At 58.7% G+C, this 20,184-nt stretch carries 22 protein-coding genes and 1 tRNA gene; 9 read left to right on the top strand and 14 right to left on the bottom strand.

What is annotated here, in order from left to right:
- Positions 1-19: 19 nt before the first annotated feature.
- The 5 genes from AC3IUE_RS18880 to AC3IUE_RS18900 form a co-directional block, all read right to left on the bottom strand.
- On the bottom strand, positions 20-265 hold the full coding sequence (locus AC3IUE_RS18880) for a 4Fe-4S dicluster domain-containing protein (protein ID WP_007946457.1): 246 nt from the start codon (positions 263-265) through the stop codon (positions 20-22).
- A 26-nt stretch (positions 266-291) separates the two neighbouring features.
- A complete protein-coding gene (locus AC3IUE_RS18885; RefSeq protein WP_223432528.1) occupies positions 292-2,022 on the bottom strand; it encodes a fumarate reductase/succinate dehydrogenase flavoprotein subunit in 1,731 nt (576 codons plus the stop codon).
- A gap of 11 nt (positions 2,023-2,033) precedes the next feature.
- Complete coding sequence (locus AC3IUE_RS18890) at positions 2,034-2,786, bottom strand: GntR family transcriptional regulator (protein ID WP_033061603.1); 753 nt, start codon at positions 2,784-2,786, stop codon at positions 2,034-2,036.
- Between the two features lie 280 nt (positions 2,787-3,066).
- Positions 3,067-4,032 carry a Gfo/Idh/MocA family protein gene (locus AC3IUE_RS18895; protein WP_489263283.1) on the bottom strand — a complete coding sequence of 322 codons (966 nt, stop codon included), beginning with the start codon at positions 4,030-4,032 and terminating at the stop codon, positions 3,067-3,069.
- Positions 4,033-4,048: 16 nt separating this feature from the next.
- Positions 4,049-4,936, bottom strand: coding sequence for a Dyp-type peroxidase (locus AC3IUE_RS18900; RefSeq protein ID WP_150655614.1), 888 nt, complete (start codon positions 4,934-4,936; stop codon positions 4,049-4,051).
- Between the two features lie 357 nt (positions 4,937-5,293).
- Between AC3IUE_RS18900 and AC3IUE_RS18905 the strand changes: the two genes are divergently transcribed.
- Positions 5,294-6,919 (top strand): NADP-dependent glyceraldehyde-3-phosphate dehydrogenase, encoded by a 1,626-nt coding sequence (locus AC3IUE_RS18905; protein ID WP_489263284.1) that lies wholly within the window; start codon positions 5,294-5,296, stop codon positions 6,917-6,919.
- A gap of 47 nt (positions 6,920-6,966) precedes the next feature.
- The gene (locus AC3IUE_RS18910; RefSeq protein ID WP_489263285.1) at positions 6,967-8,007 is read left to right on the top strand and encodes an FUSC family protein; all 1,041 of its coding nucleotides are present in this window, start codon (positions 6,967-6,969) and stop codon (positions 8,005-8,007) included.
- A gap of 14 nt (positions 8,008-8,021) precedes the next feature.
- On the opposite strand, the gene AC3IUE_RS18915 is transcribed toward AC3IUE_RS18910, so the two are convergent.
- Complete coding sequence (locus AC3IUE_RS18915) at positions 8,022-8,918, bottom strand: DMT family transporter (protein ID WP_489263286.1); 897 nt, start codon at positions 8,916-8,918, stop codon at positions 8,022-8,024.
- A gap of 135 nt (positions 8,919-9,053) precedes the next feature.
- Between AC3IUE_RS18915 and AC3IUE_RS18920 the strand changes: the two genes are divergently transcribed.
- Positions 9,054-9,491, top strand: a complete 438-nt coding sequence (locus tag AC3IUE_RS18920) for an Lrp/AsnC family transcriptional regulator (protein ID WP_056740694.1) — start codon at positions 9,054-9,056, stop codon at positions 9,489-9,491.
- A gap of 64 nt (positions 9,492-9,555) precedes the next feature.
- On the opposite strand, the gene AC3IUE_RS18925 is transcribed toward AC3IUE_RS18920, so the two are convergent.
- Positions 9,556-10,227 (bottom strand): Bax inhibitor-1/YccA family protein, encoded by a 672-nt coding sequence (locus tag AC3IUE_RS18925; RefSeq protein WP_046048530.1) that lies wholly within the window; start codon positions 10,225-10,227, stop codon positions 9,556-9,558.
- 122 nt (positions 10,228-10,349) lie between these two features.
- On the opposite strand from AC3IUE_RS18925, the gene AC3IUE_RS18930 reads away from it, so the two are divergent.
- From AC3IUE_RS18930 to AC3IUE_RS18955, 6 genes are all read left to right on the top strand, one after another.
- A tRNA-Ser gene (locus tag AC3IUE_RS18930) sits at positions 10,350-10,437 on the top strand.
- A gap of 205 nt (positions 10,438-10,642) precedes the next feature.
- Positions 10,643-10,852: a hypothetical protein gene (locus tag AC3IUE_RS18935; RefSeq protein ID WP_046048531.1), complete on the top strand. Its 210-nt coding sequence runs from the start codon at positions 10,643-10,645 to the stop codon at positions 10,850-10,852.
- A 279-nt stretch (positions 10,853-11,131) separates the two neighbouring features.
- Entirely contained in the window at positions 11,132-11,482 is a 351-nt protein-coding gene (locus AC3IUE_RS18940) for a hypothetical protein (protein WP_489263287.1), read from the top strand.
- Positions 11,483-11,510: 28 nt separating this feature from the next.
- A complete protein-coding gene (locus tag AC3IUE_RS18945; protein WP_489263288.1) occupies positions 11,511-12,203 on the top strand; it encodes an SOS response-associated peptidase family protein in 693 nt (230 codons plus the stop codon).
- Positions 12,204-12,347: 144 nt separating this feature from the next.
- Positions 12,348-12,611, top strand: coding sequence for a hypothetical protein (locus AC3IUE_RS18950; RefSeq protein ID WP_489263289.1), 264 nt, complete (start codon positions 12,348-12,350; stop codon positions 12,609-12,611).
- Between the two features lie 258 nt (positions 12,612-12,869).
- Positions 12,870-13,190: a hypothetical protein gene (locus AC3IUE_RS18955; protein WP_489263290.1), complete on the top strand. Its 321-nt coding sequence runs from the start codon at positions 12,870-12,872 to the stop codon at positions 13,188-13,190.
- An 18-nt stretch (positions 13,191-13,208) separates the two neighbouring features.
- Here the strand turns inward: AC3IUE_RS18955 and AC3IUE_RS18960 are convergent, their stop codons facing one another.
- The 7 genes from AC3IUE_RS18960 to AC3IUE_RS18990 form a co-directional block, all read right to left on the bottom strand.
- Positions 13,209-13,748, bottom strand: a complete 540-nt coding sequence (locus tag AC3IUE_RS18960; protein WP_489263291.1) for a glycoside hydrolase family 19 protein — start codon at positions 13,746-13,748, stop codon at positions 13,209-13,211.
- 62 nt (positions 13,749-13,810) lie between these two features.
- The gene (locus AC3IUE_RS18965) at positions 13,811-14,176 is read right to left on the bottom strand and encodes a phage tail protein (protein ID WP_489263292.1); all 366 of its coding nucleotides are present in this window, start codon (positions 14,174-14,176) and stop codon (positions 13,811-13,813) included.
- Positions 14,173-14,508 (bottom strand): hypothetical protein, encoded by a 336-nt coding sequence (locus tag AC3IUE_RS18970; protein WP_489263293.1) that lies wholly within the window; start codon positions 14,506-14,508, stop codon positions 14,173-14,175. Before AC3IUE_RS18970 ends, AC3IUE_RS18965 begins: the two co-directional genes overlap by 4 nt.
- The gene (locus AC3IUE_RS18975) at positions 14,508-15,527 is read right to left on the bottom strand and encodes a phage tail protein (RefSeq protein ID WP_489263294.1); all 1,020 of its coding nucleotides are present in this window, start codon (positions 15,525-15,527) and stop codon (positions 14,508-14,510) included. The genes AC3IUE_RS18970 and AC3IUE_RS18975 overlap by 1 nt, the downstream gene beginning before the upstream one ends.
- Positions 15,528-15,566: 39 nt before the next feature.
- Positions 15,567-16,070 (bottom strand): hypothetical protein, encoded by a 504-nt coding sequence (locus tag AC3IUE_RS18980; protein WP_489263295.1) that lies wholly within the window; start codon positions 16,068-16,070, stop codon positions 15,567-15,569.
- Between the two features lie 152 nt (positions 16,071-16,222).
- Positions 16,223-16,531 (bottom strand): hypothetical protein, encoded by a 309-nt coding sequence (locus AC3IUE_RS18985; protein WP_489263296.1) that lies wholly within the window; start codon positions 16,529-16,531, stop codon positions 16,223-16,225.
- Positions 16,532-16,582: 51 nt separating this feature from the next.
- The gene (locus tag AC3IUE_RS18990) at positions 16,583-20,140 is read right to left on the bottom strand and encodes a TipJ family phage tail tip protein (RefSeq protein ID WP_489263297.1); all 3,558 of its coding nucleotides are present in this window, start codon (positions 20,138-20,140) and stop codon (positions 16,583-16,585) included.
- Positions 20,141-20,184: the final 44 nt, after the last annotated feature.

A 20,184-nucleotide genomic window follows, 5' to 3' on the forward strand; every position in this document is an offset into this window, starting at 1 on the left:
GACGATGGCGTCCTGTCAGTCAGCGCAATAAATAGGGAATTTCGACCTTCACCGCCCCGGTCGGGCAGTCCTTTTCACACGGCATGCAATACCAGCATTCGTCGAACGCCATGTAGGCCTTTTGTGTGGCCGGGTTGATCGCCAGCAGGTCCATTGGGCACACGTCGACGCACACGGTGCAGCCTTTGTGGGCAATGCAAAGGTCCTCATCGACCGTGACGGGCGCGTTGGAGCGGAAGAAGATTTCCTGGGGTTGATAGGCCATTTCGCGGTCTCTCTTTTTTGTGATGCTCAGGCTGCAAAGGCACCGACCCGCAGCCGGTCGTAGGCCTGCATTTCATCGGCGTCCAGCGGGATGATGTAAGGCTCGACGGCTTTCTTGAAACTGCTCATCACGCCGTTTTCATCCTTCTTCAGGTGGCAATGGCAGAACCAGTCGCTGTCGTTGCGTTGCGGGTGGTCGACCCGATAGTGGTAAAGCCCCCAGCGACTTTCGGCGCGAAACAGCGAAGCGCGGGCGGCCATTTCGGCGCAGTCGCGAATCATGCTGACTTCCATCGCGCGCATCAGTTCGTGGGCGTTGTGGGCCTTGATCTGATCGAGATCGCGCTGGATATCGCTGAAGCGTTGCAGGCCGATTTGCATCTTCTTGGTCACTTTCGGCGGTTGCAGGTAGTCGTTCACAAAACGTCGCAGCTTGTACTCCACTTGCGCTGGCGGCAGACCGTGTTCGCGGTCCAGCGGCGCGTAGACCCGAGCCTTTTCCGTTTCAATCTGCTGGGCATCGACCGCTGAAAACTCGCGACCGGCGACAAAGTCCGCCGCGTTGGTGCCGGCAAACCAGCCGTAGGTGAACGCGCCGAGCATGTAGTTGTGCGGCACCGCGGCCATGTCACCCGCCGAGTACAAACCCTTGACCGAGGTTTCGGCCTTCTCGTTGACCCACACTCCGGAGGCCGAGTGACCGCTGCAAAAGCCGATCTCAGAGATGTGCATCTCGACCATTTGCGTGCGGTAGTCAGTGCCGCGATTGGCGTGAAACTGACCGCGACTCGGGCGTTCGTTGCTGTGCAGGATCTCTTCGATGTTCTGGATGGTTTCCTCGGCTAGGTGATCGAGTTTGAGGAACACCGGGCCGTTGCCGCTTTCGAGTTCCTGGTGGAACTCCCACATCATCTGGCCGCTCCAGTAATCGCATTCGATGAAGCGTTCGCCCTTATTGTTCGCGGTGTAGCCGCCCAACGGACCGGTGACGTAGGCGCAGGCCGGGCCGTTGTAATCCTTGATCAGCGGGTTGATCTGGAAGCATTCCAGGTTCGCCAGCTCTGCCCCGGCGTGATAAGCCATGGCGTAACCGTCGCCAGCATTGGTGGGGTTTTCGTAGGTGCCCATCAGGTAACCCGAGGACGGCAAACCGAGACGCCCGGCGGCGCCGCAGCAGAGGATCACGGCTTTGGCCTTGATCACGTGGAAGTCGGCGGTGCGGCAATCGAAGCCCATCACACCGTTGACCGCGCCCTCTTCGTCCGTCAGCAAACGCGTGCAGACCAGCCGATTGGTGATGCTCACCCGCGCCCGTTTCAACTGGCGATACAGGACTTTTTTGATGTCATGCCCTTCCGGCATCGGCAGCACGTAGGCGCCCATGTGGTGGACCTTTTTCACCGCGTAGTCGCCGGTCTCGTCCTTCTCGAACTTCACGCCCCAGCGGTCCAGTTGCTCGATGGTTTCGAAGCTGTGGGTCGCGTAGGCATACACCGCCGCCTGATTGACGATGCCGTCATTGGCGATGGTGATTTCCTTGGTGTATTGCTCCGGCGTCGAGTGACCGGGAATGATCGCGTTGTTCAGGCCGTCCATGCCCATGCTGATCGCGCCGCTGCGTTTGACGTTGGCCTTGTCGATCAGCAGCACGCGCAAATCGCGATTGCGTTCCTTGGCCTTGATCGCCGCCATCGGTCCAGCGGTGCCGCCGCCGATCACGACGATGTCGTATTCCTGTTCGAGCGTCTTTCTAGTCATTGAGCCGTGAGTCATGCCTGCGCCCCTTTTTGCCGGTCGATCCGCAGGCGGTACTGGAAGGCATCGCCGCGGTAGTAAAGGTGTTCGAAGTCCACGGGTTGGCCGCTGGCGTCGTGGGTCAGGCGCTCGATGCGCATGATCGGCGAGCCGGGCTCGACGTTCAGCGCCTGGGTCAGGTCGCTGTCGGCCAGCACCGCGTCGATGGCCAAATCCGCGTGACCAAGGGCCAGGCCGCAGTCGTTTTCCAGGATCAGGAAAATGTCACGGGTAACCAGATCGGCCTTCTCCAGGCGCTCGCCGATGGCCTTGGGCAGGTAAGTGATTTCCAGCGAAATCGGCTCACGGTTGATCAGCCGCACGCGTTTGATCTGCGCCACGGTCTCGCCTTCGGCGACCTGTAAACGCTCGGCGACGAGCTTGTCTGCCGGTATGAATTTGAAACTGCGCAGGCGGTTAATCACCTCGTAGCCGCGACCGGTCATGGACTCGGCGAGGCCTTGCAGGGTACTGACGTTCTGGAAGGTTTTCGGCTTGGCGACGAAGGTGCCTTTGCCGTGGATCTTGAAGATCAGCCCTTCTTTCTGCAGATCCCCCAAGGCTTGGCGCACGGTGATGCGGCTGACTTTGAACAGCGCGCCGAGTTCGCTTTCGGAAGGCATCTGGCTGTCTTGCGGGTATTCGCCGTCGAGGATGCGGGCGCGCAGCACATCCCGCAGTTGGGTGTGCAGCGGAACGCTACTGAGGGAGAGAACGTTATCGGTCATGGAAGATCACTTGTTATAACGAGTTATGACGTGATCTTAAAGTTCTAATGACAGGCTTGAGAAATACTGTTTGAGCATAAGGTTAGATTCGCCGAACGACCGCGGACTTTGTAGCAGCTGCCGAGCAGCGCGAGGCTGCGTTCGGTGCGGGCCGCGTTCGGACGAAGCCGTCGTGAAATCAGGTAGCGCGGTGTGCCAGGGTAATCTTGCATGCAGGGTTTACGACTGCTCCGCAGCCGAACGCAGCCTCGCGGTGCTCGGCAGCTGCTACAGAACTACGTTAGCGTTTGAGGATCTGGTCCATCACCCAATCGGTTTTCAATGCCTGTTCGGCCACGGCCGGATGCTGCACCTCGCCCCGAATGTGCGCGTTCATGCCCAGTACGTGATGCCACTGGATGTGCTCATGATTGTCGATGTGCAGGCTGAGGTTTTCATCGGCTTCAAGCTGAACCGGATGCTCATCGAATACGGAAAAACTGATCCGGCCTTTGCTGCCGATCAGCTCGACCCGATCTTCGCGGCGGTCCGCAACGAAATTCCAGCAGCCCATACCCAGGGCGCCCGAGGCAAATCGCCAACTGGCGCTGACGGCATCCTCGGCGGCATACAAACCGGCTTGCCGAGCCGTAAACCCGGCGACTTCGACGATGTCACCGAGCAGGTACTGGAACAGGTCGAAGCCATGGCTGGCCAGGTCGGCGAAATAACCGCCGCCAGCAATGGCCGGGTCGGTGCGCCAGTTATCTGTACCGCCAAGATCGGTCGGAGATGGCGCTTTGGTCAGGGTCCAGGACAGGTGCCGGACCTCGCCGATCTGCCCTTCCTCCAGCCAGTGCCGCACCTGCTGGAAGCGTGGCAGCGAACGCCGGTAGTAGGAAACAAACAGGTGCAGCCCGGCATCGGCAAAGACCTTTTGCATCTCACGGCTTTGCCCGGCATTCAGCGACATCGGCTTTTCGACGCAGCAATGTTTGCCAGCGGTGGCCACCCTCAAGGCGTAAGCATGATGACTGTCAGGCGGCGTGGCGATGTATACCGCGTCGACCTCGGGATCATTGATCAACGCGTCGACATCGGTGTAGACCCGAGCGATGCCGTGGCGCGCGGCGTAATCGGTCACGGCTTCCAGACGCCGGCCCATCACCGCCACCAGCGCCGAGCCGGGCGCCTTGTAGAAGGCCGGCCCGCTCTTGCGTTCAGCGACGCTGCCACACCCGATCATGCCCCAGCGCACCACGTTCATACTCACTCCCTGATGTTTAGCCGATGCGCAGAGCGCGCAGGTCCAGATGACCATCCTTGAGCGGCGGGCACCAGTAGTAGCCGCCGGTGATCGGCCGGCTGATGCGGTACAAACCGTCGGTGATGCCGTCTTCCAGACCGCTCATGCGGCGCAGTTGGGCTTCGAAGGCATCGAGGGAGAAACCGAAGGCCAGGAACATCAGGCCGGCGCGATCGCCTTCGATCCAGGGCATGGAACGGCGCACCACGAACGCCTCAGGGGCGAAGCTTTCCTGGGCGGTGCGTTTGACGTGAGCGGAGATCGGCGCGTCGTCGATCTCTTCGTTGTCGCTCAAACGACGCCCCATGATGTTGTCTTTCTCATGGGACGGCATCGCATGGAAGCCCTTCAGGTCGTGCTGCCACTGTTGAATCGCAGCGAAACTGCCGCCGACCATTCCGTCAGCGCCGTCACTCACCAGCGCAGCGGCAACGGCGGCTTCGTCGTGAGGGTTTTCGGTGCCGTCTTCGTAACCGGTCAGGTCGTGGCCGGTAAGGTGGCGGAAGGTTTCGTTCATCTGCACCAGGCGCAGGGCCGGGGCCAGTGCGGCTTCGATGGCGTTGCTGCGGTTGAGCAATTCGCCACGGTCGACACCGTGCAACCAGCACCAGAGCGCGTGCTGGGTCGACGGGTTGTCGACGCCGACACCGGTCAACGCTGGAAAGGTGCGCAGGCCTTCGATTTGCCCCATGAGGGCCTTGACCAGGGACTCACCGAAACCGACCACTGCCGACTTACCGTCAATCAGCCCTTTCAGATTCTCCAGCGCGGCCGGCAAGGCAGCGGCGGATTCGAGTGCGAAGAACATATGACGGGCTTGAGGCGGAACTGGGGTGGCGAGAATGCCCGGCTGGTAGTAACTCATATGAACTCCTTCAGTAAGAGCGCGAAGTTTAACCGGAGGATCGTTACTTGTGTGTTTTCAGGGCAAAAGGTCGCAACCTCGTAACCCTGTAGCAGCTGCCGAGCCTGCGAGGCTGCGTTCGGTGCGGGCCGCGTTCGGGCGAAGCCGTCGCAAACCCTGTATGCAAGGTTTTCCTGACACACCGCAATATCCGATTCACGACGGCTTCGCCGCCGAACGCAGCCTCGCAAGCTCGGCAGCTGCTACGACGACCCGCAACGTCGAGCCAAAAAATCATAAGATGAGCCATGACAAGCGAGTCCGAGGTCTGCTAAAACGATTCATCAGTGCATCACCCAATCCAGACGGGGTAGCGACATGACCACAGCACACATCCTTGGCAACCTGTTTCCCGACGCCACCGACATCCCGGAAAAATACCGCCTCGACGGCCAGACCGAGCAGCGTGAATACCTGGTCGACGGCGAGCTGAAAACCTGGTCCGGGCCCCTCGCCCAAGTCCGCAGCCCGGTGTACCTGACCGGCGAAAATGGCGACGAACAAGTGATCCTTGGCAGTACACCACTGCTCGACGCCGACACCGCCTTAACCGCCCTCGACGCCGCCGTCCGCGCCTATGACCGGGGCCAGGGTCTGTGGCCGACAATGCGCGTGGCCGAACGCATCCAGCACGTCGAAACCTTCCTCGGACGCATGCGTGAACAGCGCGAAGCCGTGGTCAAGTTGCTGATGTGGGAAATCGGCAAGAACCTCAAGGACTCGGAGAAAGAATTCGACCGCACCTGCGATTACATCGTCGACACCATCAACGCGCTCAAGGAACTCGACCGCCGCTCCAGTCGCTTCGAACTGGAACAGGACACCCTCGGCCAGATCCGCCGCGTACCGCTGGGTGTAGCGTTGTGCATGGGACCTTACAACTACCCGTTGAACGAAACCTTCACCACGCTGATCCCGGCGCTGATCATGGGCAACACCGTGGTGTTCAAACCGGCCAAGCTGGGTGTGCTGCTGATTCGTCCGCTGTTGGAAGCGTTCCGCGACAGCTTCCCGGCCGGGGTGATCAACGTGATCTACGGCAGCGGCCGCGAGACCGTCAGCGCACTGATGGCCAGCGGCAAGATCGACATCTTTGCGTTTATCGGCACCAACAAAGCCGCCAGCGACCTGAAAAAACTCCATCCAAAACCGCACCGTTTGCGCGCGGCGTTGGGCCTGGATGCGAAAAACCCCGGCATCGTGCTGCCTGAGGTGGATCTGGACAACGCGGTCAGCGAAGCGCTCACCGGCTCGTTGTCGTTCAATGGTCAGCGCTGCACCGCGTTGAAAATCCTCTTCGTCCATGAAGACGTGGTCGACTCGTTCATCGAGAAATTCAACGCCAAACTCGCCAGCCTGAAACCCGGCATGCCGTGGGACAGCGGCGTGGCGCTGACGCCGTTGCCGGAAGCGAGCAAGGTCGATTACCTGCACTCGCTGGTGGCGGATGCTGTCAGTAAAGGCGCCACCGTGGTCAACCCCAACGGCGGTGAAGCCCGCGCTTCATTCTTCTACCCCGCCGTGCTGTACCCGGTGACGCCGCAGATGCGCGTCTATCAGGAAGAACAGTTCGGCCCGGTCGTGCCGATCGTGCCTTACCGGCATCTGGACACGGTGATTGATTACGTCCTGGAATCGGACTTCGGCCAGCAGCTGAGTATCTTCGGCACCAACCCGGTGGCGGTCGGCCGGCTGGTGGACACCTTCGCCAACCAGGTCGGCCGGATCAACCTCAACGCGCAGTGCCAGCGCGGCCCGGACACCTTCCCGTTCAACGGCCGCAAGAACTCCGCCGAAGGCACGTTGTCGGTGCATGATGCGTTACGGGTGTTTTCGATCCGGACACTGGTAGCGACCAAGTTCCAGGAAACCAACAAAGAACTCATCAGCGAGATCATCAGCGGACGCAGTTCGAGCTTCCTGACCACCGATTACATCTTCTGAGGAGACCGAGCCTGAGTACATTCAGAGACAGCCGACTGCCACCACTAATGCGCCGACTGCTGCGTCCGTTGCTGGACCCGTACCGGCGTTATCGCCACGCCAGGGTGATCCACGCGGTGCGCGTGTCGCTGGGGTTGCTGGCAACGATCCTGCTGACCACCGGCATCCATCTGCCCCACGGTGAGTGGGCGTCGGTGACGATGCTGGTGGTGATCGGCGGCTTGCAACACCACGGCAACATTGGCAAAAAAGCCGCCGAACGCGCCATCGGCACCTTGATCGGTGCCGGCGTCGGCTTGCTGCTGGTGGCGCAACAGGCGTGGCTGGGGATGCCGTGGTTGACCTATTTCGCGATGGCGGTGGTTTGCGGGTTCTTCTCGTACCACGCCATCGGCAAGGGCGGTTACACCGCGCTGCTCTCGGCGATTACCGTGTTTATCGTCGCGGGGCATGGCGATAATCCGATCACCGACGGGTTGTGGCGCGGGGTGGACATCCTGATCGGCATCGCCCTGGCCTTGGCGTTTTCTTTCGCCCTGCCGCTCTACGCGGTTTATTCCTGGCGCTACAACCTGGCCGATGCCTTGCGCGACTGCGCGACAATCTACGGGCGCATCATCAATGGCCAATCGGTCACTGATGACGAACACCATAAACTGGTGGGCCGCTTGAACACCGTGATGGTGCAACTGCGTTCGTTGATGCCGTCGGTGTCCAAGGAAGTGCGGATCTCCATGACCGAACTCGATGCCATTCAGCGCCACTTGCGGATGTGCGTCAGCACCCTGGAAATCCTCGGAAACACCCGACCTGATGCCAGTGACCCGGACGCCATGGCCCATCTGCAATCGTCCTTGAAAGCCGAGCATCGGCTGATTCGGGTGCAACTGATCGGTATGGCCCGGGCGCTGAAATCCGGTGCGTCCCAGCGGCTTAGTCGCCCCGTCGAATTGCCATCGGATTCAAGCCTGACCGCGCCGGTTTACAATCCGCTGGACGGCTATCGGTTATTGGTCCGGCAATTAGTCGCCAACATCGGCGAGATGCGCCAGCGCTTGGCCAAGACGGCACCGCGCTGGAACATCTGACGTTTCTTTGCGGCTTACTGCGTTGTCACCGTCCGACGAAACTTAAGGCTCCAACCCTGTTGCATGCCAGCAGCGGCCAACAGAATCGCGGCAACACCGATCCATTGCAGTGGCTCCAGGCGATGGCCGAAGGCAAACCAGTCGACGAAAATCGCCGCAATCGGGTAGATGAAGGACAGCGCACCGGTCAGTGCCGTCGGCAGTTTTTGGATCGCGCCGTAGAGCAGCACATACATCACGCCAGTGTGGACAATGCCCAGCGTTACCAGACTGGCCCACGCGCTCGGCGCTTGCGGCAGCGCCGAAAAGTGCGCGAATGGCGCGAGTAACAGCACGCCGGTGGTGACCTGGACCAACGCGATCAGATGCGGTGGTGTACCGGTCAGGCGTTTGATGATCAGCGCGGCAATCGCGTAAAGAAATGCCGCCCCCAGCGCCAGCGCGATGCCTATCAGGTAATCATTGCCGCTCTCGCCCTGCCCACCATGTGCGCTGACAATCGCCAGCATCCCGAGAAACGAAATGCCCAGCCAGAACAGTTTTTGCAGGGTGATTTTCTCATTGAGGAACAACGCGGCCAACCCCACCAGCATGAACGGCTGAACGTTGTAAACCGCCGTGCCGATGGCAATCGAGGCGCGGGAGTAAGAAGCAAACAACAGCACCCAGTTGCCGACAATCGCCACGCCGCTGAGCACGGCCAGCAAGAACGTGGTGCGGGTCAGAATGCCGGGGCGCAGGAAGCCGAACGCCGCGCAGATCAGCAACAACGTGCCGGCGCCGAACACGCAACGCCAGAACACTACGTCCAGCACCGGTTGCCCGGACACCAGCACGAACCAGCCGATGGTCCCGGAAATCAGCATGGCGGCGGTCATTTCGAATGACCCGTGACGTATTGTTTTGTCCATCATCAGACTCCTGTGTTTGAGCCCAAAGTATGCCAATCCGCCGAGGGGCTTCTCCAGCGCAAAAAGCAGGCTAAACTCGAAATCTGCCTTTTTTATCAAGGTGGTTTTGAATAATTGCCTAATTGAGGTTTCGCCATGACTGACGATATCGACCAAGTACTGATCACGGCGTTGATGGAAGACTCACGGCGCTCGCTCAAGGCCTTGGCGCAGATCAGCGGCCTGTCCTCGCCCAGCGTTGCCGAACGCTTGCGGCGCCTTGAGGAACGCGGCGTGCTCAAGGGCTATACCGTCGAGATTGATCCCAAGAGCTTCGGTTATCAACTCCAGGCCATCGTGCGTATTCGCCCACTGCCGGGCCAGTTGCAGGAAGTGGAGCGGCAGATTCAGGCCATCCCTGAATTCACCGAGTGCGACAAGGTCACCGGCGACGACTGCTTCATTGCCCGCCTGCATGTGCGTTCGATGGAGCAACTGGACACCCTGCTCGACCGCCTGAATACCCATGCCGAAACCAACACCGCAATCGTCAAGAAAACCCCGGTCAAGCGCCGCTTGCCACCGATGGCGTGAATTTTTTCCAAATCGCAGGCAAAAAAAACCCGCTTTCGCGGGTTTTTTATTTCAAGCCTGGCGATTAATCATCGCGGCTCATGATGCCGAAGATCTGCAACAAGCTGATGAACAGGTTATAGATCGATACATACAGGCTAATGGTCGCCATGATGTAGTTGCGCTCGCCGCCGTGAATGATGGCGCTGGTCTGGAACAGAATGCAGACCGAGGAGAACAGCACGAAACCTGCGCTGATCGCCAGTTGCAGACCGCTGATCTGGAAGAACAGGCTCGCCAGCGTCGCACCCAGCAGCACGAAGAAGCCTGCGGTGATGAAACCACCCAGGAAGCTCATGTCCTTGCGGGTAATCAGCACATAAGCCGACAGACCGCCGAACACCAGCGCAGTCATCGCGAAGGCCGAACTGACCACCTCGGCGCCGCCCTGCATACCCAGGTAACGGTTGAGGATCGGGCCGAGCAGGAAACCCATGAAACCGGTCAGGGCAAATGCCGACACCAGGCCCCAAGCCGAATCACGGAGTTTGTTGGTGAGGAAGAAAAGGCCATAGAAACCGATCAGCACCACGAAAACGTTCGGGTAGCCGACACGCATCTGCTGAGCGACAAACGCCATCACGCCGCTGAATGCGAGAGTGAGAGCGAGTAAGCCGTAAGTGTTGCGCAGGACGCGGCTAACCTCTAGCTGCTCAGCCTGCACGCTGTTATTAACTGCGTAATCCTGTTCGCGCATGGCGACACTCCTGTTGGTTTGAAACGTTCAGTCGCAAAGATCATAACAGACGCTCTGTAACAAGCTATGCAGAGAGTTTGACAGTGTGTTTCATTCAGGTATTATGGCGCCCGCAACGCAACGGAGGTGTGGCCGAGTGGTTTAAGGCAACGGTCTTGAAAACCGTCGACTGTAACAGGTCCATGAGTTCGAATCCCATCGCCTCCGCCATATTTGTAACGACAAAGCCCTGATTATTCAGGGCTTTGTCGTTTCTGGGGTTTGAAGAAATCAGCGCCGCTCGGCATGTGTTCCATAACTATTCTGGAAACGTTCCAGAACTAACCCGCTTTTACCCTCCTCCGGCGTCCTGCCGATCGTTAAACATCCTTCATGTAACGCGATGCTACGCTGTCCTCAAAACTGAGGATTTACGATGCCACATTCAGACCTGCTCCCTTCCCTGCTGTACAAGATCAACGAAAACCAACTCGCCCTGGAGGCTGCCATCCTGGAGCTTTCAAACTGGGTCGAGGCCCGCGGCTCGGCTGACGTCGCAGACAACGTGCGCGGCGCCTTGGACACCATCGACAAGAACGAGGAGTTCATCAAGCTTACGCTCGCGGTGCTGATGACTCCCGAGTGACAGCAATCGATCGCCACGCTAAGCCCCTAGCACCCCTTGCTTGCAGGGGCACTAAACAGCTCAGTCCTTTGGAACGGCGCCCACTGCAATCGATGCCGTACCGTGACTAACTGTGCTTTACGAATCCCCGCAAAAGTCCCTACAGGCTTTCGTCAAGAAAGTCCCTGCATCCCGGCGTCCTGCCGACCGTACACCGCCCCAAATCCTGCAGCTCGTCGCCTTACCCTCGCCCGACTCCTGCGCCTCGATTACTGTATATCCGAACAGTACAGATAAGGCATGACTGTGGACCCCCTCGACATCGAAGATACCAGCGACTGGCTTGGATGCCCGACCGAACTGGAAACCATCACCCACTACAAACAGATGCTGGAAAACGAAGTCCAGGAGTTGAATCTGCAACTGCGCACCGCACGGGAAAACATCTTCGGCCTGGTGAAAATGTACGACGAGGCCTCCACGCAGCGTGACGAAGCAATGAGCAATCTTCGGGAGCGATCCGGGCAGCTCGCAAAAGTCCGCAAGGAGCTGTACGACCTCGACATAGCAGCGAGAGGCTACAAGCAGGAAGCTGACCGGCTGCGCGGGTTACTGGATGGCCTGATCCCTGACTCAAAGACGATCATCTAAGCTCAGTATTCAGATTGAGGGTTTAGCCATGTGCGGACGCCTTTCACAGTACCGGGGCATTCATGACTTCGTCGCGGCGCTCAGCATCCCCAACGCACTGATCAACTATGCCGGTGACGAGCCTTTCGAGCGCTATAACGCCGCGCCGACCACTCAGCTCGCCCTATTTCACCGTGATGGTGAATACCTGCGCGCTGACATGGTTCGTTGGGGTTGGCGCCCGCACTGGGCCAAAGACCGCGCCGCGCCGATCAATGCTCGAGTCGAAAAGGTCGCCCATGGCCCATTCTTCAAAGCAATATGGCCGCACCGAGCAATCATCGCGATCGACAACTGGTTTGAGTGGGTTTATGAAGGCGGTCCGAAGAAACAACCCTACCTGATTCGCCACCGCGACCGGACGCCGATCCTCTGTGCTGCTATTGGCCAGTATCCAATCGGCGAACATGAGCCAGGCGAGCATGACGGCTTTGTCATCATCACCGCCGACAGCGCCGGAGGTATGGTGGACATTCATGATCGCCGCCCGGTGGCACTGTCGCCCGAACTCGCTCGCGAATGGCTTGACCCGGCCACTCCGAAAGAACGCGCCGAGCAAATGGTGCTTCTCGAGGGAGAGCCTATTGAGGCCTTCGAGTGGTTCAAGGTTGACAACGCGGTGGGCAACGTGCGGAATCAGAGGCAGGAACTCATCACCCCTTTGAACGATAACGCAGGATGATCGGCAATGGGCTAGGCGATCAGACTCAAGATCGACGTCGCGCCGTTCATCGACAATACTCAATACCCGATAGTGCCTGCCGATAGTCAAAACAATGCCCCAACATCAGGGGATTTTAGAACGTGTAGTAGCGAGTTCAAGCTTATGAAAGATATCTATCTACTGATCGAGCACGGTATGGATCAGGGCGAAGTTTACGTACTTGGCTGGTTCGATGATGAGAAAAGGGCCAAGGAAGTGGCCGAGGAGAAGGAGTGGGAGGTGTACCGCGCCAGCTTGAAAACTGAGCATCCCTGGTCAAATCACAAACCGCTATCGCCAGACCAAACTAAGTATCGTCGCTTCTGGATCAAAGAGATTTCAAAATTTGATCACGTCCCAGTACCCAGGTCCTCGGCAACTCATTGACCCCATCCGACTTCTGCTGCTCAACAGCAGAACTGTCAATGAACCTCCCAACAGTGACCTCCCGGACGTACGCCTGACAAGCAGCCAGCGCAATCAACCCTTGGTCACCGGCGTCATCACGGTGCATCCTTGAAGAATACGTGGTGCCCGAGCTTCAGCGTCTGTTTGGCGTCCTCCGCGAACACTCGCTTACCCTTACTGTGGGCTAATGTTCCCTGCAACCGTGCAGATACATTAGGCATAACTCAGAGGCCGCACATGAAAAATTACGATCTGACAGACCCCGCGACGCTACGAAATACACTAAAACAGGTTGCAATGTTCAACCCTGTAGGTTGGCTGATGCGCAAAGGTTTGGATGCTTTTGGTGGTGCCGTGGCAACTCCCGAAAATCAGGCAGAAGCAGCCGCCAAGGTAATCCGGGAGGGGAAAGACTCAGGTGTAGATGAGATGGAAATCACCATGAGTCACGAAGCTGGCTTAAACTTTAAAGCGCCGATAGAAGGTGTAAATATTTCGATGAAGGCGGGGGCTGAGGGAACGATCACGATGAAGGTAAAATATAAACAAAGCGCTTAGACGGCCGACGTATTCCAATTAGCGCGTCATTAGCACGGCCGAAGCTTTCGCCCATAGCTTCAGCCGATCCTGTTGCCCATTGAGCCCGCCATTTATCCGGCGGGTGATCGTTTCGAACTTTCCTGCATCAGCCAAAGTGTTAAGCCCTTTACTTGCCCAGAACCATGCAGCTGACAGGCAAGCGTATTGCGGCTGCTCTAGTAACTCCGGCTGGCTAGTTAGGTCCACGCCTAGCGTTTCGCCGCATTCAGCATAGTTGGTACGGCCCGTGATTTGAATAAGCCCCCGCCCGCGGTACTTGAAGCCGTCGCCGGTTAAGGTGTTACCTAAATCGGTACGTCCCTCGTACCTGATCTGCGCCGGAGTGGGCCCCCAGATTTCGCGAACATAGCGAAGTTGACCGGACTCGTGACCGATCTGCGCGATGAATGCAGCAACGCGCTCCGTCCCGATGATTTGGAACCGCCCCATCGCCGTATTGAGGAGCGGTGCAAAGACGCCGGCTCTATAGCCGGCGTTCGGGAGAATCTGTAAAAGTTGTAGCTGATTGACAGGCATCACTTTTCTCCAGACAAAAAAATCCCGCTCGATGGCGGGTTGCGTTGTGCTGCGGTGGCGCGTCAGATCAGGTCGGCGGCCACAGTTTGGGGGTCGGCCACGATTACCGGTACCACGGGCTCAACTGGCCAAACCGGCGCGGCGTACCAGGTCGGCTGCACGGTGACTTTGCCCAGTGCGAACTTGTAGGTTTTCCACGCTTTGAGATTGATCAGCAGCGCGGCCTGCTCTGCCTCATCTTCCTCGGTCGCTTCGCCTACTTCGATGCCAAACCCGATCGTGTCTATGCGCTCCTGGATATGGGCAATCTGCGCCAGCGCTTTTATGTTTCTGGCTGACAACTCCGCTTTGGCTGCAACCAGTTGAGCTGCTTGAGCAGCAGCGTCCTTCATAGCTTTGGTGATGAGTAGCGACCAGTCGATGTTCATACCTCTCCCTCCGCTTCCGTTTCGGTTACCGGTCCCGGCAATGGACCAGGAAACTCCACAGGGCCATCCGGCACATTTTCCAACGGCACCGGGAACGCCTGCTCGGGGCTGTAATTAACCGGCAGCGGAAGCAGTAGCGAGACGATCAGCTCTGAATTGATCATCTCAACATCACCCGAGAACCATTCAGAAATGATCGCAGCGCGTGGCAATGTGGCACCTTCCGTCATTGACGAGAAATCGAAGTCCTCGCCATTGATCGTTAGAACACGGCCTGTCTTCTTGACGATAAGGGTATCCTCACGTCTCTGCGGCAATAGCTTGATTCTCATTAGTACCATCTCCCGATAGCGGTAAGTTTGACCGTATACAAGCCCGAGGCCTGGGTTCCGTTCGGGTCAACAACCGAGAAGCTCCAAGAGCTCGAACTTGTGAGTGCCGCTGCTAAATAAGTGACCCTGCCACTGAGGAATGCGGCCCCGCATGGGTTGGGGCTGGCCACAAACTGAGCAGGGAAATTCCACGATCCCGCCGCAAGGTAGTTGTTGCCGTACTGGCTGGTAAGGCTGTAGTTCACCGTCCCTGAGTAGGTGCAAATCATCGTTCCGTCAGCGAACTTGACGAACTCCCCCTGGGCGTTACTGCCCCTTTCGATGACAGCCCCAGTAGGCACCCCGCCAGTTTGCGAAACCGTTCCGAGAATATTGCCTTTGGCATATGCACCGGCCGCTTGCAACGCAGACAGCAGCGCGGCGATTGAAGTAACGCCAGTACCGCCTTGCACTAAGCTCAATGCAGTCGTAAGCCCGGCCAGAGACGTGATGTCGCTGTTCGCACCTTTTCCCGCCTTTGCGGCTTGAAGTTTGCCGAGCGCAGCCAAAACTGTGTCGGTCGCGACCACCGCGGAAGCAGTCGAAAGATCCAGTCCTGTCAGCGCAGTCGTGCGAACTGCTGCACTGGTGAAGTACTTGTTGGTGACCCCCTCGGACAAACCGTCAGTATTCGAAAGGCTGAGCGCGCTTCGTACCCCGGGCACCGTTGGGGTAGTCCCCAGTACCGCTAAAACGCCGCCAAATTGATTAACCAGCGCCCGCAGCGCATCAGCTGAATCCTTGACATAGCCCTGCATGGGCGCCAGCGCGTAGACCCCGGCGGCATTGCTCGCACCTTGGTAGTTCGGCGAGATCGACAAGGCCGTGTCGCTGGCAATGTTGGTCACTTCATACCAGCCGCCGTCCGGACCGCGAAAGGCATCACCGACTCGGCTGTTGGCAATGAATGCGGTACCCGCGCCGATAACGGCGTTCGAATTTAGGACGACAGAGACCGTTCCTGATTTGTACCAGGGCATTGAGTATCTCCAGAAAGAATGTGTGCGAAGCGGAAGAGGTCAGGCCAGTAATTTGGCGCAGAGGAATGGGCGGTGACCTTGGTCAGTCCAGGCAGTTGTGGCGAGGCTGTACATCATGATCCGGCCGTTGGCGTAATCGACGCCCAATGCGCAACCGCCACCCGACGCATTGTTGTGGCAGTTCATGGCGAAAGGGTTCAGGGATACATACTCGCCTGAGCCGAGCACCTTGTTGATCCCCCAGAAATACCGGTGGCCAACGGTCAGTTGCTCCTCTCCGAGGTACGTCCAGTTTCCTGCCGCGAAGGTCACGACAACCGCTGGCGCGCCACTGTCGTAAACAAGCGCCGCGTTCTGATCCCACAACCGCAACCCATAGGCTGCTGTGCCCATGGACGCCCAGGCGGCCGCGAAATACTGACCACTTAACGTTGCGTTGACGTTGGATGCCTTCATGGTGAACCCGGTCCAGTTTCCGGGACCGCCGGTGAACCACACCGATATCGGAACCTGAATCGCCCCCTGATCCGGGCGAATGAACACTATCGGTGGGTCCTGGCTTGTGATCGCTCTGGCAAACACTCCTGACGCATTGGTAGTCCCCGAATACGCCCCCTTGGTGAGCATGCAAAGTCTGGGGGCCTCGGAGTCGATCTGGACAAATGAATTGTCATTGATGCTCTGAAACCCATACGTCATGTCGAATACCTTATCGCGTAGGCCTTGGCGGCAACCGTTGAGCCGATAGTGCCGGCGCTCGCGGATGGATTTTTTCTCCTGACAACCACCTGGCCCACCGCCGTCGTGACAAACGGATAGGACTTTTGATTCCCGCTCCCGTCGGTTTCGGATGACTGCACATCCTGTGCCCGTGTCGGAATGATCATGAACACGCAGTTGGCCGGGTTGAAGCCCGGAATACTCAGCGTGTAGTCGGGCGCGACTCCACTGAAGTCGATCACGCCCTGCCAGATCACCTGGTAAGTGAAACTGTTGGTGTCCATGGATAGGCCACCGCTTTCATCAAAAACACGTAGGCCAAATGAAGCCATGGTTCACCCCAGATAGCCGAGTCGGACACGCAACACGTTGTTGGCGTCGTAGACCGAGACGTTCAGCGAGTTGATCACCAGCCGTCCCTGACCGGGGACGATGCCGTTGATCTCAAGCGTTCCGTCTTTATTGAGAATCCAGCCTTGCTGGCCGGCGATGTAGTTGGTCGAGCTGATGTAGCTGCCGATCTTGGCGTTGGTGATGGTGCCGTCCGCGATAAACGCCGAGTTCATGAACACCTGACCACCCTGTACCGCAAACGGAACCGAGATGGCGCCGCCGGCGATGGTGTTGACGATGGCGAAGCGATCGGCACTCACCAGGAACTGGCTTTGCAGGCCGGCACCGGTGTTCTCGATGCCCAAGCCGATTCCTGCTGCAACGTACTGCCCCCCTGCGGTGATCTGCATCTTCACCGACCACATCGTGGACAGCTTGCCGGCGGTGTCGGCGTAGGCCGTCGACGTCTGCTGAATCGCGGCGGTGTTTTGTCCCACCGACACGTTCAGCTGATTGATCTTCGTGGCCGTCGCAGACTCGTTCGTGGCCACCACCTCTTCCAGCTCAGTGATGTTGGCCGCGTTCTGGCCGATCTTCGCGTCGAAAGTGGTCAGACGGCCTGCTGTTGCCTCGTTTTCCGACGCCCTCACCTTTTCTTCCATGGCGATTGCAGCGGTGCTGGTCCATCCCTTTAGGGCGTCAGCCAGTTCGCCCTCCCCGTCGTCATCACGGAAAGAAGCGCGCAGAGCTTGAAACGCTGTCGCCTGTGCAGTGACCGCGCCGTCAATCTCGATGATGTCAGTCGTGTTGGTGGCCACCTGCTGAGCTAACCCATTTGCAGTTTCAACCGACTGCCCCACGTCCAGCCAATAGGTGACGTTCGGCGGTGGCGTGTTGATTGGAACCGGACCTTTGGCCTGAAAAAGCAGCTGACCAGAGCGCACGATCGCGTTCTTCACGTAGGTCTTTGTGGGGTCGTAGCTTTCGTCCAGCTCATCGAGCTGATCCTGAAGACCAGGAATCTTCTCGATCTGGTCCAGCAGGTCCTGGCCCAACTCTGTTTCAGTGATTTGTCCCGAGATCATTTCCAGAATGGCCGAGGCGTCGGCGCTCGACTGGCCCTGCACACCCATACCAATTGGGTACCACGGGCCGATGTTGCCGATTCGGTCCACCAGGCGCCCCCAGAAGTAGAGCGTCACCCCCGCACGCAAGCCCAGCATCGAGAAATCGCTTTGCGGGTACGACAGGTCTGTCAGCTTGGTCGCAGCCTCAAGACTGGTCGTTGGGCCGTGCCAAATCTCTGTCCGCTGAGTGTCCTCTGCGCCAGCCGGGAAGCCCCACTTCAGGTAGATACCGAACAGCAGCGGCGCGGCCGTCAGATAGCTGAGCGCCGGTGGAAGGCCCTCTTTGCCCTTGAGGTAAGTCAGGATCGAGTTGCGCCAGATCGATGAGATGTCGAAGGCGCTGACTGCCCGCACGCGCGCCACGTAGGCCCCGGCGTAAATGCCCACCACGTCGACACTGGTCATGCCACTGCGCTGCAGCTTGATCCAATTGCCGCTGTCCTTGCGCCACTCCACGTCGTAGCCAACTGCGCCGTTCACCGCCGGCCAGGCGATGGTCATGGTGGCGACGGCGATGCCTTGGGACACAACCGAGTTTGACGTGACCGTTACGCTGGCGGGCGCCGGAACAACGGTGATCGGGATCACGCTAATAGGGCGTTCTTCCAGGCGCGCGCCGGTGTCGATGTAGGCGAATTTGCTCGGGTCGTACTGAACAGCCGAAATTTCGAACACGCCAGGTTCAGGCCGAGACACGGCCGTCACGCGGTACAAAGGCACGGCTAGGTCGTCCGCGTCGAGCGCCCAGACGAGTTCCACCTCGGGCGTGACCGAATAAGCAGTAGTGACTGTTACTACGCGGCCGGCAACGGACTGAACGGTGCGCCCCTCACACTTGCCATTGGGCAGGTTCAGGATCAGCCGATCGCCTGTCTTGGCCTGGGTATCACGATCCAAAGTAACGACACGGCCAGCCGCAGCCGAAATGCGCCCACCGATCGCTCGGCCAGCCAGAAGCTCGTCAGCAATAGGAATGACGTAGCCAGGCAATGGAATTCGACCATCGAGACCGACCCGGAACGTAACGGCGCGGTCCTTAGAGTTGGTCAGCAACGCCCACTTGCCTCGGCGCTGTGCTTCTGACTCTCGGGTGCAACCTATCGCGCTGATCTCCAGCGGATTGTCGCCGTAGCGCCGCTGAAGCTTGGCATCCGTCACCGCAGTGACATCAGTGTCGTAGTTGTTGGCTGGGTTGTCGTAGCTGATCAGGGCTCGGCTGTAGCGAGTGCGTTCCGATGCGCTCGAGTAAGTGAACTTGCCGTCGATGACATTAGCCCGGGTGTAGGCGAAGTCGAAGTCGGTGGCGCGCGGCATATCGGACAGCGTGAAGACTTGGCCCTGGGCCCAGTAGGTCATGCCCCGATAGATCGCCGAAATATCGCGCAGCAGTGACCAGGCGTCGGCCTTTGCTTGCAGGTTCAGACTGCAAATGAAGCGCGGCTCCTGGCCGCCCTTTCCATCGGGTACCAGTTGATCGCAATATTGAGCGATCCGGTACAGCTCCCATTTATCGACCTGCCACTGCTTGATCCGCCGGCCAAGACCGAATCGATCGCTGACGGTGATGTCATGGGTCATCCACGCAGGGTTGTCCGTCCAGGCCTGCTTGAAGGTGCCGTCCCAGACCCCGGTATAGCTCCGAGTTTCCGGATTGTAGTTGCTCGGCACCGGCATAATTTTCAGTTTGGTATCGACAGTCACCGCGGGAATACTGCGGAACTGCTCGGCCGAGAATTCGATGTAGAGCAGCGCGGTATTCGGGTAACGCAGCTTGGCATCGATGACTTCGGTGAAGCCGGCGATCTGCATGGTGTCGGCGATTTTGTTGTTGTTCTGGTTCGGCGTAATGCGGGTGACGCGGATCAGCCAGCCACTGGTAGCTGCGGGCAGATCAATGCGGCGGGTTCGCTCATAGGTGCTGGTGGTTTTACCGTCGACGGCCTCGCTCAGCACCTGCTGATAGGCGCCGCCATCGGTGGCCAGTTCAACCTTGTACTCAATCCGGTAACCGTTCACGTTGCCGCTGGCATCAACCGATTGCAGCGCCGGCCAGGCGAACCGCAGGCGCACCGCAGACAGCTCAGTATTGTTGATCGCCCGTACCCAGGGGGTGCCGCTGCGCAGCTCAATGCCTAGGGTGGCTTCGTTCTCTACCGAAGGGATGCCTTGGATATAGTTCTGCTCAACAGAGCCGTTGCGATACTCGAACTTCACGTTCGGGAAGTTCATGTTGCCCTGAGGGTCTTGCAGCGGCGTGTTGTCGAGATAAATGTCTTGCGCGGTCGGATTGCCGGCAAACTCCCCTTCACCCATCGCGATAAGGATCTTGGCCACGGCCACCGAGCGCAGGCTGTCTGGTGCTTCGGTCGGGGTCTTGGGCTTGTCTGATCCGCCTTTGGCACCGTAAATATCAAGCTGCTGTGCTGCGCCCATGCTTTTCTCCAGGCAATAAAAAACCGCCTCATGGGCGGCTATGT

The organism is Pseudomonas sp. GL_093, from assembly GCF_057837605.1.

Bases quoted from the DNA above. Each gene is read 5' to 3' on its own strand.
- AC3IUE_RS18880 (WP_007946457.1), bottom strand. From the start codon at position 265: ATGGCCTATCAACCCCAGGAAATCTTCTTCCGCTCCAACGCGCCCGTC.
- AC3IUE_RS18885 (WP_223432528.1), bottom strand. From the start codon at position 2,022: ATGACTAGAAAGACGCTCGAACAGGAATACGACATCGTCGTGATCGGC.
- AC3IUE_RS18890 (WP_033061603.1), bottom strand. From the start codon at position 2,786: ATGACCGATAACGTTCTCTCCCTCAGTAGCGTTCCGCTGCACACCCAA.
- AC3IUE_RS18895 (WP_489263283.1), bottom strand. From the start codon at position 4,032: ATGAACGTGGTGCGCTGGGGCATGATCGGGTGTGGCAGCGTCGCTGAA.
- AC3IUE_RS18900 (WP_150655614.1), bottom strand. From the start codon at position 4,936: ATGAGTTACTACCAGCCGGGCATTCTCGCCACCCCAGTTCCGCCTCAA.
- AC3IUE_RS18905 (WP_489263284.1), top strand. From the start codon at position 5,294: ATGACCACAGCACACATCCTTGGCAACCTGTTTCCCGACGCCACCGAC.
- AC3IUE_RS18910 (WP_489263285.1), top strand. From the start codon at position 6,967: ATGCGCCGACTGCTGCGTCCGTTGCTGGACCCGTACCGGCGTTATCGC.
- AC3IUE_RS18915 (WP_489263286.1), bottom strand. From the start codon at position 8,918: ATGGACAAAACAATACGTCACGGGTCATTCGAAATGACCGCCGCCATG.
- AC3IUE_RS18920 (WP_056740694.1), top strand. From the start codon at position 9,054: ATGACTGACGATATCGACCAAGTACTGATCACGGCGTTGATGGAAGAC.
- AC3IUE_RS18925 (WP_046048530.1), bottom strand. From the start codon at position 10,227: ATGCGCGAACAGGATTACGCAGTTAATAACAGCGTGCAGGCTGAGCAG.
- AC3IUE_RS18935 (WP_046048531.1), top strand. From the start codon at position 10,643: ATGCCACATTCAGACCTGCTCCCTTCCCTGCTGTACAAGATCAACGAA.
- AC3IUE_RS18940 (WP_489263287.1), top strand. From the start codon at position 11,132: ATGACTGTGGACCCCCTCGACATCGAAGATACCAGCGACTGGCTTGGA.
- AC3IUE_RS18945 (WP_489263288.1), top strand. From the start codon at position 11,511: ATGTGCGGACGCCTTTCACAGTACCGGGGCATTCATGACTTCGTCGCG.
- AC3IUE_RS18950 (WP_489263289.1), top strand. From the start codon at position 12,348: ATGAAAGATATCTATCTACTGATCGAGCACGGTATGGATCAGGGCGAA.
- AC3IUE_RS18955 (WP_489263290.1), top strand. From the start codon at position 12,870: ATGAAAAATTACGATCTGACAGACCCCGCGACGCTACGAAATACACTA.
- AC3IUE_RS18960 (WP_489263291.1), bottom strand. From the start codon at position 13,748: ATGCCTGTCAATCAGCTACAACTTTTACAGATTCTCCCGAACGCCGGC.
- AC3IUE_RS18965 (WP_489263292.1), bottom strand. From the start codon at position 14,176: ATGAACATCGACTGGTCGCTACTCATCACCAAAGCTATGAAGGACGCT.
- AC3IUE_RS18970 (WP_489263293.1), bottom strand. From the start codon at position 14,508: ATGAGAATCAAGCTATTGCCGCAGAGACGTGAGGATACCCTTATCGTC.
- AC3IUE_RS18975 (WP_489263294.1), bottom strand. From the start codon at position 15,527: ATGCCCTGGTACAAATCAGGAACGGTCTCTGTCGTCCTAAATTCGAAC.
- AC3IUE_RS18985 (WP_489263296.1), bottom strand. From the start codon at position 16,531: ATGGACACCAACAGTTTCACTTACCAGGTGATCTGGCAGGGCGTGATC.
- AC3IUE_RS18990 (WP_489263297.1), bottom strand. From the start codon at position 20,140: ATGGGCGCAGCACAGCAGCTTGATATTTACGGTGCCAAAGGCGGATCA.